The organism is Streptomyces celluloflavus (genome assembly GCA_000720995.1).
In the GTDB taxonomy this organism is placed as follows: Bacteria; Actinomycetota; Actinomycetes; order Streptomycetales; family Streptomycetaceae; genus Streptomyces; species Streptomyces celluloflavus.
Genome location: JOEL01000001.1, coordinates 96,803 through 109,693 on the forward strand (window position 1 = coordinate 96,803; position 12,891 = coordinate 109,693).

9 protein-coding genes are annotated in these 12,891 nt (G+C 73.0%); 8 read left to right on the forward strand and 1 reads right to left on the reverse strand.

All coding sequences use genetic code 11. From position 1 onward, the window contains the following. The first annotated feature begins 554 nt into the window (after nucleotides 1–554). From IH09_RS00395 to IH09_RS00430, 8 genes are all read left to right on the forward strand, one after another. Nucleotides 555–3,527 (forward strand): BTAD domain-containing putative transcriptional regulator, encoded by a 2,973-nt coding sequence (locus IH09_RS00395; protein ID WP_052853175.1) that lies wholly within the window; start codon nucleotides 555–557, stop codon nucleotides 3,525–3,527. A 135-nt stretch (nucleotides 3,528–3,662) separates the two neighbouring features. Beyond that, entirely contained in the window at nucleotides 3,663–4,664 is a 1,002-nt protein-coding gene (locus IH09_RS00400; RefSeq protein ID WP_205380086.1) for an L-tyrosine/L-tryptophan isonitrile synthase family protein, read from the forward strand. A gap of 108 nt (nucleotides 4,665–4,772) precedes the next feature. Then, a complete protein-coding gene (locus IH09_RS00405; RefSeq protein ID WP_052853176.1) occupies nucleotides 4,773–5,633 on the forward strand; it encodes a TauD/TfdA dioxygenase family protein in 861 nt (286 codons plus the stop codon). Then, nucleotides 5,630–7,177: a 4-hydroxyphenylacetate 3-hydroxylase family protein gene (locus tag IH09_RS00410; RefSeq protein WP_052853177.1), complete on the forward strand. Its 1,548-nt coding sequence runs from the start codon at nucleotides 5,630–5,632 to the stop codon at nucleotides 7,175–7,177. The genes IH09_RS00405 and IH09_RS00410 overlap by 4 nt, the downstream gene beginning before the upstream one ends. A 30-nt stretch (nucleotides 7,178–7,207) precedes the next feature. Further along, nucleotides 7,208–9,094, forward strand: coding sequence for an asparagine synthase (glutamine-hydrolyzing) (gene asnB, locus IH09_RS00415; RefSeq protein ID WP_052853397.1), 1,887 nt, complete (start codon nucleotides 7,208–7,210; stop codon nucleotides 9,092–9,094). A 48-nt stretch (nucleotides 9,095–9,142) separates the two neighbouring features. Next, complete coding sequence (locus tag IH09_RS00420; protein WP_052853178.1) at nucleotides 9,143–10,114, forward strand: quinone oxidoreductase family protein; 972 nt, start codon at nucleotides 9,143–9,145, stop codon at nucleotides 10,112–10,114. Nucleotides 10,115–10,142: 28 nt separating this feature from the next. Then, the gene (locus IH09_RS00425; RefSeq protein ID WP_052853179.1) at nucleotides 10,143–11,033 is read left to right on the forward strand and encodes a DODA-type extradiol aromatic ring-opening family dioxygenase; all 891 of its coding nucleotides are present in this window, start codon (nucleotides 10,143–10,145) and stop codon (nucleotides 11,031–11,033) included. 69 nt (nucleotides 11,034–11,102) lie between these two features. Then, nucleotides 11,103–11,609: a flavin reductase family protein gene (locus tag IH09_RS00430; protein WP_244933997.1), complete on the forward strand. Its 507-nt coding sequence runs from the start codon at nucleotides 11,103–11,105 to the stop codon at nucleotides 11,607–11,609. A gap of 400 nt (nucleotides 11,610–12,009) precedes the next feature. Here IH09_RS00430 and IH09_RS00435 read toward each other — a convergent pair whose 3' ends face one another. Beyond that, nucleotides 12,010–12,735: a Mut7-C RNAse domain-containing protein gene (locus IH09_RS00435; protein ID WP_052853401.1), complete on the reverse strand. Its 726-nt coding sequence runs from the start codon at nucleotides 12,733–12,735 to the stop codon at nucleotides 12,010–12,012. Nucleotides 12,736–12,891: the final 156 nt, after the last annotated feature.

A 12,891-nucleotide genomic window follows, 5' to 3' on the forward strand; every position in this document is an offset into this window, starting at 1 on the left:
TTTTCGTCGGCTTGGGTTGCCTTCGATTACCTTCGGTCTACGTGAACTGCGATATCCCTCGCCGATAATTGCCGCTGCCTCCGCCGTAACTGTGGGCGCGACGAACCCCAGGTCTCGTACCCTGACGGAACATCAGGCGGCTGCCCATGAATCGGCCCGACGGCCGGCAGAAGGCCGACAATTAGCCGGCAGGGAAGCCCCGGCGGCGCAGGCATGCCCGTGAACGTAGCTGCGCACGCCGAGCGAGGTCAAAGCCGTCTCGGCTGGTGGACCTCTGTTGCGGGAGCGGTGGGCGGGGATTGCGGAAAGCCGTCGGAGGGGCGAGGCATGCGCGTAACTCGGGTGCGTCGTCGCCGCGTTCAAGGAAGTCCAGATAACTCGTGGATGTCGCAATCGGGGGGATCCACAAGGAACCGCGAGTAAGTCGGGGCATTGCAAGTGGAATAGCTCACACCGCATGGACCGTATGGTTTTCGGGCTCGTCGTTGTTCAAGACATGCCCATCAGAACGCGTACGCCCTGCGTCGCGCAGCCAACAGAAAGGCGGACCTGCGGTGGAGTTTCCGCGCGTCGAGTTCAAGGTATTGGGACCTCTGGAGGCAGTTTCCGGCGGTCGGGTCCTCCCGCTCGGCGGACCGAAGCAGCGGACGCTGCTCGCCGCACTGCTGCTCCACGTCAACACCACGGTGTCCGGGGACCGGCTGTGCGATGCGGTCTGGGGCACGACCCCGCCGGCCTCGGCCCAGGCCAACGTCCGCAGCTATGCCGCCGCGTTGCGCCGGGTGCTCAACCCGGACGCGGGAGAGGACCGGTTGAGCCTGGGGCACGGCGGCTACCAACTGCGGGCGCGACCGGACGAAGTGGACCTGCACCGGTTCGAGGAGCTGGTCGAGCGCGGCCGGTCCGCCCTGGCCGGGGGTGCGCACCCGGCGGCGGCCGGCCATTTCCGGGAGGCGCTGGACCTGTGGCGCGGCGGTGCCTTCGAAGGGGTGGCGCACCACGACGCCCTGCACATCGAGGTCGCCCGCCTCGACGAGGCGCGGCTCGCGGTGTTCGAGGACTATGCCGAGGCGCGTCTGGCGCTCGGCGACAGCCGCGAGATGGTGGGCCCACTGCGGGAGCAGGTGGCCCGGTACCCGCTGCGCGAGTCGCTCTGGGGAAAGCTGATGACCGCGCAGTACCGCTGCCACCGCCCGGGAGACGCGTTGCAGTCCTACGCCCTCGCCCGTACCGCACTCCGGGACGAGCTGGGACTCGAACCGGGCGCCGAACTCCGCCGGTTGCACCGCGCGGTCCTGGGCGGGGACCCGGCCCTGCTGGGCACCGCCCCCGCACCTGCCACCGTCCCCGCGCCCGTCCCCGTGCCGTCCGACCGGCCCGCGGGCGCCTGGCGGCCGGTGAGTCAACTCCCCTCGGATCCCGCCGACTTCGTCGGCCGCGACGAGGTGCTGACCCGGGCCGCCGCCTTACTCCGGCCGGCCGCCACCGCGCCGGGCGCCCCGCCGCCCGTGCCCGGATCGCCCTGCGCCGTACCGGTCGTGATCCTCACCGGGCTCCCCGGCGTCGGCAAGACCACCCTGGCCACCCGGCTCGCTCACCTGCTGCGCAAGTCCTTCCCCGACGGCCAGTTGTTCCTGCACCTGGGCGGCGCCCGGCGCGCGCCCGGCGCGGTCCTCGCGGACCTACTGCTCGGGCTGGGCGTCGCGGGCGCGTCCATACCCGAGTCGACGGTGGACCGCGCCGCGCTGTTCCGTTCGCTGCTGTCCGGCCGCAAGGTGGTGGTGCTGCTCGACGACGCCCAGGACGAGGCCCAGATCCGCCCGCTGCTGCCCGGGACCCCGGGGTGCGCGGCCCTGGTCACCAGCCGGGCCCGGCTGGCCGGGCTGGCCGCCGCCCACCTGATAGACGTCGCCCCGTTCGACGCCGGTGAATCGGAGGCCCTGCTGCGGCGCATCGCCGGCGGCCGGCGGCTCGCGGCGGAACCGGAGGCGACCGAGCGGGTGCTGGCCGGCTGCGCCGGTCTGCCGCTGGCGCTGCGGGTGATCGGGGCGAGACTCGCGAGCCGCCCGCACTGGCGGGTCGGGCGGCTCGCGGACCGGCTCGCCGACGAACAGGGCCGGTTGGCGGAGCTCACGGTGGGCGACCTCGCCGTCCGGACCTGTGTCGCCACCAGCTACCGCAGTCTGACCCCCGACGCCGCCCGCGCCTTCCGGGCCATCGGCACCCTTCCCGCACCGGAGTTCCCGGGCTGGGCCCTGGCCGCCCTGCTGGACTCCGGCGACACCGACGACACGATCGACGTCCTGCTCGACGCGAACCTGGTGCAGGTCGTCGGCGTCGACGACCAGGGCCAGCCGCGCTATCGGATGCACGATCTGCTGCACGTCTACGCCACGGAACGGGCGTTGGCCGAGGAACCCCGGCCCTGGCGGCGGGCGGCACTGGCCCGGGTCCTGACCGGCTGGCTCTGCCGGGTGCGGGCGGCGGGCGACCAGCTCGTCCGCGGCGGGACGGACGACCGCGCGGGCGATCTCGTCGGACGGCTGGAGGGCGAGCGGACGAGTCTGGTCACCGCGGTCGAGTTCGCCGCGGGGGCCGGATACGGCACCCACGCGGCCGACCTCGCCGCCGCCTTGGAGGACATCTGCCACCTGCGCAACTGGTGGGACGAGTGGGACCGGGTGGCGCGCGCCGCACTCGACTGCGCCAGAGCAGACGGCGACCTCGTCGCCGCCGCGGTCGCCCAGGGCTCCCTGGCCAGGGCCCTGGCCGCCCGCGGCCGGGTGGACGACGCGCTGACCCGCTTCACCACGGCCATCGACCAGCTGGACGAGCTGGGCGAGGCACATCACGCCGCCCGGCTGCGGATCCACCGGAGCTTCGCGATCGCCGACCGCGGTATGGCCGGACTCGCCCACGACGACGCCGCCGCGGCCGCCGCCGTGATGGGCCGGCTCGGTGACGAACACGGCCGGGTCCTCGCCCTGCGCAGCCTCGGCTTCGCCCTGCTGTGCCAGCAGCGCGCGGCCGAGGCCATCGCCACCCTGGAACCGGCCCTGGAGACGGCGGAGCGACTCGGCCGGCCGCTCGCGCTCGCCGACGTCCTCCAGGCGCTGGCCGTGGCCGAGATCGGCCACGGCCGGCTGGGCCGGGCCGCCCGCCGCCTGCCGCGGGCGCTGACCCTGTTCCGGACGGTCCGGCACCGCCCCGGCGAGGCGTACGCACTGCTGACCCTGGGGCGGCTGTACAACGAGCTCGGTCCCGACCGGGCCTCGCGCGCGCTCGGCCCGCTCGGCGAGGCGGCGGAGATCTTCGCCGAGCTGGGGGAGCACCGCGGCGCGGCCTTCGCCTCCTACTGGCTGGGCAGGACCCACACCGCGCTGGGCGACGCCGACCGAGGCCGGCGCCACCTCACCGAGGCACTGGCCGGCTTCCGCAGTCTGCGCATGCCGTTCTGGGCCGACCGCGCCGAGCGGGAGACCGGCGGCCCCGCACGGGTCGGCACCCCGCCCGGACGCCCTTCCTGACGCCCCTGCCGAGGCTCTTCCCGGGGCTCTTTCCGACGCGCCGCCGACCGCGGGAGCCGGGCAGTTGTGCGCTCTCTGTGCGTTTCCCATGCGCCCGCGGACCACGGTGGGACCCAGTCAACGAAAGGAGACGCGGTGTCCGATCTCGCCGTACCCGATACCGAACTGGCCGCCGTCGAAGTGCTCCGGGAGGTCCTGGCCCATCAGCGCAGAATGCGCGAGGGCGGGTGCACCGGAGAAGTCTGCCCGCGCTGCGTGGGACACCACCTGGACGCGGTGCGCGACGCCATGGCGAGCGGCCGGCGCATCGAGTTCGTCCTGCCGGCGTTCCCGACGAAGTCCCCGAACCCGGCCAAGGTGCTCGGCCCGCTGCCCGACCTCGCCGAGGAACTCGCACTGCGTTTCCTCAACTCGCTCTGCGAGCGGATCGGCGAAATCTACCCGCCCGGAGCCGCCATCCTGATCTGCTCCGACGGACGGGTCTTCAACGACCTGCTCGGGGTGAGCGACGAGAACGTCACCGGCTATGTGCGGGCCCTCGACGACATGATCACCAGGATGGGCGCCACCCACCTCGAACAGTTCACCCTCGACAAGGTCTACCGGGGCGCCGGACACACGGACATGCGCACCATGCTGTCCACCGGCCACGCCCCGGAGATCGAGGAGCTGCGCGAGGAGGTACGGGCCGGCGGCGCGCCCCTCGCCATGTACCGGGGCATCACCCGCTTCATGCTGGAGGACCTGTCCGGTCCGCACTACACCGGCACCCGGTCCGCCCTGCAGCGCGAGTGCCGCCGCCTCGCCTACCGCGTCATCCAGCGGAGCCGGGCCTGGGGCGACCTGCTGGGCCAACTCTTCCCGGCCGCCATCCGGCTGTCGATCCACCCCCAGCCGTGCGGGACGGAGAAGATCGGCATCCTGCTCGCGGACACCCCGGACGCCTGGCTGACGCCCTGGCACAGCGTCGCGGTCGAATCCGGCGGACGTTTCACGCTGATGAAGCGCGCCGACGCCGAGCGTGCCGGAGCCGAACCGGTGCACGTGGCGGGGCGCCCCAGCCACTACGTACTGGCGCCGGACGCGGCCCGGCCCGGCCCCGCGCCCCACGAGCCGGGGCACCGGCCCCGCGCGTGAACACCGCCGTCCGCCTCGCCGCCGAGACCGTGCCCGACGGAGCCCGCCGCCCGCCCGGCCGGGCCCGCGTACCGGGCGAACCCACCCTCACCACCCCTGGAGAACACCATGACCGATGACCACGACCACCTCGCCGGCAGCCGGCTCGACGTCACACGGATCGAACCCTTCGGGGCGGCGGTACGGGCGCCGGAGCCGGGCGCGCACGTCCGCGACGTCCCCGTCGAAACCCTGCGCGCGCTCGTCCGGGAGCACCGTCTCGTCCTGCTCCGCGGCTTCGACAACTTCGCCGGTCCGCAGGAACTGTCCGCCTACTGCGAGCGCTGGGGCGAGCTGAGCGTCTGGCCGTTCGGCACGGTGCTCGAACTGGTCGAGCAGGAACGGCCCGCGGACCACATCTTCGACCACAGCTATATGCCGATGCACTGGGACGGCATGTACCGCGAGCAGGTGCCGGAATTCCAGGTGTTCCAGTGCGTACGGGCACCCGGCGCGGGCAACGGCGGTGAGACGACCTTCTCCCACACCACCGCCGTGCTCGAACACACCGACCCGGCCACGGTCGCCCAGTGGTCGGCGGTCACCGGTACCTACCACCGCGCGATGGAGTTCTACGACAGCGTCACCGTCTCGCCGCTCGTGGCCGCCCACCCAGGCCACGGCGCCCAGGTCATCCGCTACAACGAACCCACCGCCGCAGAGGACAGCGGCTTCGTCAACCACCCCGACCTCCAGTTCTCGGGGCTCCCGGACGACGCGCTCGCCGAGGTGCACCGGAGCCTGCGCGCGGCGCTGTACGATCCCGCGCACCTCTACGCCCACACCTGGCAGACCGGCGATCTGGTGATCGCCGACAACTACACGCTGCTGCACGGCCGGAACGCGTTCACCAGCGGCGCGCCGCGGCATCTGCGCCGGGTCCAGGTGCTCGGCACCCCGCCGCTGGACAACCCGGGGCTGGTGCGATGACCGGCACCGCACCCACGGCCGGCGGCACCACGACCGTGACCGGCAACGCGCTCATGACGGGCGCGGACTACCTGGAGAGCCTGCGCGACGGCCGGCAGGTGTACGTGGACGGCGAACGGGTGAAGGACGTCACCCGGCACCCCGCCTTCCGCAACTCCGCCCTGTCGGTGTCCCGGCTCTACGACGCCCTGCACGACCCGGCGACCGCCGAGGTGCTCACCGGGGTCGACGACTCCGGCATCCGTACCCACAAGTTCTTCAAACCGAGCCGGACCGCCGCGGAACTGGTCGAGGCACGGGAGGCGATCGCCACCTGGGCGCGCATGAGCTACGGCTTCCTGGGGCGCACCCCCGAGTACAAGGCGTCCTTCATGTCGGGCCTGGGCGTCAACGCCGACTACTACGGCCCGTACGCCGCCAACGCCACCGCCTGGTACCGCGAGTTCGCGAGCCGGGCGCTGTACCTCAACCACGTCATCATCAACCCGCCGGTCGACCGCAAACGGGCCATCCACGACATGGAGGACGTGTTCGTGCACGCCGTGCGCGAGACGGACGCCGGAGTGGTGGTCAGCGGGGCGAAGATGCTCGCGACCGGCTCCGCCCTCACCAACGCCGGTTTCGTCGCCCCGGTCGGCTCGGCCGCCCTGGCACCGGGCAAGGCGGAGGCGTTCGCCCTGGTCTTCTTCGTCCGGATGGACAACCCCGGGGTGAGACTGATCTGCCGCACCCCGTACGCGAACCCCGCCCGCGGCCCCTTCGACGCACCGCTGAGCAGCCGTTTCGACGAGAACGACAGTGTGCTGCTGCTCGACGAGGCGCTGATCCCCTGGGAGGACGTGCTCGTCCACCGGGACATCGAACGGGCGACGGGCTTCTACGCCACGTCGGGCTTCCCGAACCTGTACAACTTCCAGTCCGGAACCCGGCTGAGCGTCAAGCTGGAACTCATGGCCGGACTGCTCGCCCGCGGCACCCGGGCGAACGGCACCGACGGGTTCCGCGGCGTACAGGCCGCCGTCGGCGAGCTCATCACCATGCGGGACATGGTGTGGGCGCTGACCTCGGCGATGGCGTACGACCCCGAGCCGGGCAGCGGCGGGACCGTCGTGCCCCGCCTGGAGCACGCCTCGGCCATGCGGATGTACAACGCGCAGGTGTGGGACCGGGTCCACGAACTGTTCGAGACCACGCTGGGCGGCGCACCCCTCGCGGTGCCCTCCAGCGGCCGGGATCTCACCCATCCCGAACTGCGGCCGCTGATCGACCGCTTCTACCGCGGCGCGGACACCTCCGCCGCCGACCGGATCAAGCTGCTCAAGCTCGTCTGGGACGCGATCGGCACCGAATTCGGCGGCCGCCACGAACTGTACGAACGCAACTACTCGGGCAACGGCGAACAGGTCCGGCTCGACGCCCTGAAGTGGGCGACCCGGCGGGGCAGCCTCGCCCGGTACGAAGCGCTGGTGCAGGAGTGCCTCGACGACTACGACGTCGAGGGCTGGCGCAGAGGCCCGTGGCAGGACCCGGCGCACACCCTCTGAAACGCCCACCGACCGAGAACGGAGCACATGATGTGTGGCATCACCGGGTGGGTCGACTTCACCCGAGACCTCACGGACGAGTACCCGCTCGTCCACGCCATGACCGAGACCCTGACCGCCAGAGGGCCGGACGCCGGCGGTGTCTGGCTGGACGGACACGTCGCGCTGGGACACCGGCGGCTGGCCGTCATCGACGTCGAGCACGGCACACAGCCGATGCGCACCCCGGAACGCGGCCCGGGGGACCTGCCGCGAGCGGTGATCTCCTACGGCGGGGAAATCTACAACTTCCGTGAACTCCGCGCCGAACTCGCCCTGCTCGGGCACCGGTTCACCACCCGCAGCGACACCGAGGTGGCCCTCCGCGCCTACCTGGAGTGGGGCGCCGGCTTCGTCCACCGCCTCAACGGCATGTACGCACTCGCCATCTGGGACACCGCCCGGGACGAACTGCTGCTGGTGCGGGACCGGCTGGGCGTCAAACCCCTCTACTACCACCCCACGGCCGACGGCGTGCTCTTCGGCTCGGAGCCCAAGGCCATCCTCGCCCACCCCCTGGCACGGGCCGGCGCGGGAGCGGAGGAACTCTGCGACGCGCTGCTGTTCCTGCGCACCCCGGGGCGGGTGCCCTTCCGCGGTATGCGCGAGCTGAAACCCGGCCATCTGCTGCGGGTCCGCCGCGACGGGCTCAGCGAGGAGCGCTACTGGGCGCTGGAATCCCGTCCGCACACCGACGATCTGCCGACCACCGTCGCCACCGTCCGCGACCTGCTCGACGACATCGTCCCGCGGCAGATGGTCGCCGATGTGCCGCTGGTCTCGCTGCTGTCCGGCGGACTGGACTCCAGCACGGTCACCGCCCTCGCCCAGCGGGCGCGCGCCGCCGACGGCGGGCGCCTCACCACCTTCTCCGTCGACTTCACCGGCCACACCGAGAACTTCCGGGCCGATCCCATCCGCCCCACCCCGGACGGCCCGTACGCGCTGGAGGTCGCCCGGCACGTCGGCAGCGACCACCACGCGATCGTCCTCGACCGCACCCGGCTGCTCGACCCGGCCGTCCGCCGGACCGTCCTCGGCGCCTGGGACCTGCCGTTCAACTTCGCGGACCTCGACGTCTCCCTGTACCTGCTCTTCGCCGCCGTCCGGGAGCACGCGACCGTGGCGCTCTCCGGGGAGGGCGCCGACGAGATCTTCGGCGGCTACCTGTGGTTCTCCGACCCCGATGCGCGGCGCGCCGACACCTTCCCCTGGCTCAAACTCGGCGCCCACCGCGGCCTCGACCCCCGCTCGCTCTTCCACCCCTGGTTCGTCGACGGGATCGACCTGGGGGAGTACGAGGCCGACCTCTACCGCACCGCGCTGGCCGAGGTACCGCGCCTCGACGGGGAGAGCGCGCAGGACCGGCGGACCCGGGAGCTGGGCTATCTGACCCTGACCCGGTGGCTGCCCATCCTGCTGGACAAGAAGGACCGGATGGGCATGGCCAGCGGACTGGAGGGCCGGGTGCCGTTCTGCGACCACCGCCTGGTCGAGTACGTCTTCAACGTCCCCTGGGAGATGAAGACCTTCAGCGGCCAGGAAAAGGCACTGCTGCGCGAGGCCGCGACCGGTCTGCTGCCCGAGTCGGTACGGCGCCGCAAGAAGGCCGCCTACCCCTCGATCCAGGACCCCGCCTACGACCGCGCCCTCATCACCGGCCTCACCACGGCGGCGGGCGACGCCGGCGCACCGCTGAGCCACTGCCTCGACGGCGCCGCGGTACGGCGGCTCACCGGCAGGACCACCACCGGCAGCCTCTCCGAGTTCGAACGGATCCTCGTGGAGTCCACCGTCCGGCTGGACGAGTGGCTGCGCACCTACCAGGTCGAGTTGGACACCGGTGCCCTCGGCGCCGCCTGGCCGCGAACAGCCTGAAGTGTCCCTGCCGACGGAACCCACAGCACCGATGAACGGAGACCACTGATGCACGCCATCGAGATCCGCCGGACCGGCGGACCCGAGGTCCAGACGTATGGGGAGAAGCCCGACCCCGAGCCCGGCGAGGGGCAGATACTCGTCGAACTCGCCGCGGCCGGGGTCAACTTCATCGACCTCTACCGCCGCGAGGGCCGCTATCCCCTGCCGCTGCCCGCCGTACCGGGCGAGGAGGGATCGGGCGTCGTCCTGGCCACCGGCCCCGGAGTCAGCCGGTTCGCGCCCGGTGACCGCGTCGCCTGGACGACCGTCCTCGGCAGCTACGCGAGCCGGGTGGTGGTGCCCGAGGACAAGGCGATCGCCGTACCGGACACGATCGACCTGCGCACGGCCGGCGGGGTGCTCGTCCAGGGCATGACGGCCCACTACCTGGTCAACGACTCCTACCCGGCGCGCGCCGGCGACACCGTACTGGTCCATGCCGCCGCCGGCGGGGTGGGGCTGCTGCTCACCCAGTTGCTCAAGCGGCGCGGCGTCCGGGTCATCGGCACGGTGTCCACCGCGGAGAAGGAGAAGCTCGCCCGGGAGCACGGCGCCGACGAGATCATCCGCTCCACCGGGACCGGCGACCTGGCCGCCGAGGTACGCCTTCTCACCGGCGGGGAGGGCGTCCATGCGGTCTACGACGGCATCGGCGCCGCCACTTTCGACGCCAGTCTCGACGCCCTGCGCACCCGCGGCACGCTGGTCCTCTTCGGCGGCGCCAGCGGCGCGGTGCCGCCCGTCGATGTGATGCGGCTGCTGTGGGGCGGGTCGCTGACCCTGACGCGCCCCTACCTCGAACACTTCCGGGCCACCACCGAGGAGTTCGAGTGGCGGGCGGGCGAGGTGTTCGCCGGTATCGCCGACGGCACCCTGCGCGTCACCATCGGCGGCACGTATCCGCTCGCCGAAGCGCACCGCGCGCACGCCGACCTCGCGGCCCGGCGCACCACCGGCAAGCTCCTGCTCGTCCCGTAGCCCCCCCGACCACGAAGGAGGTTCCCCCATGGGTGACATCGTCGGCGCGGGCCTGGTCTCGCACGCACCCGTCATCATGTTCCCCGAGCCGCGGCGGATCGAGGCGAACGGCGGCCGCGACTTCACCCTCGCGACCGGCCTGACCCGGCTCCGGCACGAGGTGATCGACCCGGCGCAGTACGACACCGTCCTGGTACTCGACAGCCACTGGGCGACGACAACCGAGGTGGTGGTCACCGCCCACTCCCGGCGCACGGGCCGCTTCACCTCGGACGAGATGCCCAGCGAGATCAGCGGGCTGCCCTACGATCTGCCCGGCGACCCCGAACTGGCCCGCGCCGTCGCGGAATCGGGGGCGGGGCGGTCGCTGTGGATCACCGCGAACGACGACCCGTACCTGCCGGTCCACTACGCGACGCTCAACCTCTGGACCTACCTCGGCCGGGCCGGCACCCCGTGGGTCTCCGTCTCGGTCTGCCAGACGGCGACCACCGAGGACTTCCTGGCCGTCGGCGAGGCCATCGCGGACGCGGTCACCCGGCTCGACCGCAGGGTGCTGCTGCTCGCCTCGGGCGGCCTCTCCCACGTCTTCTGGCCGCTGGCCGAACTCCGCGACCACATGGCGGGGGACCCCGGCCATATCGTCACGCCCGAGGCCCGCGCGGCGGACGAGCGGCGGATCGCCTGGCTGGAGGCGGGCCGCCACGACCGCGTGATCGAGGCCATGCCGGAGTACCTCCGGTTCGCCCCCGAGGCGCGCTTCGGGCACTACCTGATGCTGGCGGGCGCGGTGGGCGGCGCCCGGTGCGGTGCGCCGGGCCGTCGCTTCGGCGCGTACGAGAACGGGATCGGGACCGGCCAGGTCCACCTCTGGTTCGACCGGCCCGCAACCGGCTGGCAGGACGGACCGACCCGCTAGAGCGCCGATCGAAGGACCCCGGAGGAAGCGCAAAGCACCGGGGAATCAGTGGGAACCAGGAGGACCCCCGTGGATATCGACCGACGGTCGCTGCGCACCTGCCTCGGCCACTTCGCCACCGGCGTCACGGTCGTCACCTGCGAGGTGGGCGGGGCGCCGCACGGCGCCACCGTCAACGCCTTCACCGCGGTGTCACTGGACCCGGCGCTGGTGCTGGTCTCGCTCCACCGCGAGAGCACGGCCGGCCGCCACCTCGGTGGCCGGCCGTTCACGGTGAACGTACTCCGCGAGGATCAGGACGCTCTCGCCCGGCACTTCGCGGGCCACCGGACCACGGCCCCGCCGCCCCGGTGGACGCGCTCGGCAGCCGGCCTCGCACCGCGGCTCGCCGACGCGCTGGCCACCGTCGAGTGCTCGCCCTGGGCCGAGTACGACGGGGGAGACCATGTGCTCTTCCTCGGCCGGGTCGAGGCGTTCGACCACCGGGGCGGCGGCCGGCCGCTGGTGTTCTACCGGGGGGAGTTCCCCCGCCTCGCACCGCTGCCCGCCCTCGCCACCGGGGACCCCACGCACTGACACCCGACGGGCGACGGGGCGGGCGACCGGAGGGAGGTGCCGCCGGGCGCGGAGCTCCGCCGCGGGGCATGGGTGGGGCGGGGCCGGCACCCTCCCCGCCCCACGCGTACGTCCGCACAGCGACCGGGATCCACGCGGCCGTGCCGGGGCGGCGGGTGCGCCCGGTCCCACGGCCGGGCCGTTCAGCCACCGGCCGGGCCGCGTGCCCGGCGCGGGGCCGATGACCGTGGCCACGGCGATGCCCATGGCGGGGCCCACGGCACCCACGCACCGCATCGCTCGCGGAGCGGGCTCGTGGACATGCCGGGCGACAGCCGACAGGTTCCGCTTCAGGTGACCGGGCACGCGCCTACCGGTGACCGCCGCCCGGCTCCGGGCCGCCCGCCTCGCCCCGGGTGGCTCAGGTGGCGCGCTCGCGCAGCGCATCGTTGACGATCGCCTGCAGACGGGCGTGGTGCGCGCCGCGCCAGTAGACCCGTCCGCACGACGCGCACTGCGCGAAGACGTCGTAGGTGCGCTGCGTGCCGTGCCGGAGGTGGTCCCGGACCGCGTCCTTGTCGGCCTCCGTCAGCGGCCCGTTGCAGGCGGTGCAGCGGGTCCACGGGGCGAGCGCGGGGGCGAAGCGGCCCAGCACATCCCGGAGTTGCTCCTCGACCCGGTCGCTGTAGACATACGCACCGGCCCAGATCTCCCGCCGGCGCAGCAGCCCCCGGTCCCGGGAGAGCAGCACCCGCCGCTCCTGCGCCGAGAGCGCGGCCAGCGCCGGGTCACCCGGGTCCTCGTTCGTATAGGCCGCGTCGACGCCGAGCAGCCGCAGCCGCCGCGCCAGACTGCCGAGGTGCACATCGAGCAGGAAGCGCAGCGGAGCGCCGGGGACGTGCTGCGGGCGCGCGACGGCGGACACCTCGACGTTCTCGCCCGCGCGCGGGACGTGCGAGACGGGGACCGCCCGCCCGTCCACGAAGAGCCGTCCGACCTCGGTGAGCGGGACGCCGAGCGATTCGACGACGTGGCCGAGCGACGACGACCCGTCGGTCACCAGGGACGTACGGCCGGCGAGGCGGTCGGCCGAGAGGAAAAGATGCAGTTCAGGGGGGAAGGTGAGGAAGATTTCGGGTCCGTTCACGCCGGACAGCATGCCATCGGGCGGGCCGGGCCAGGTGATCGCGGTGCCGTGCCGCCGGACCGGAGCACCGCCGCCCGCCGCGAACGGGGGCCGGGAGACCGGGCGTTGGCGCTTCCCCAGACGGCCGTACCGCCCGGTCCGGGGGGCCGGCCGGAC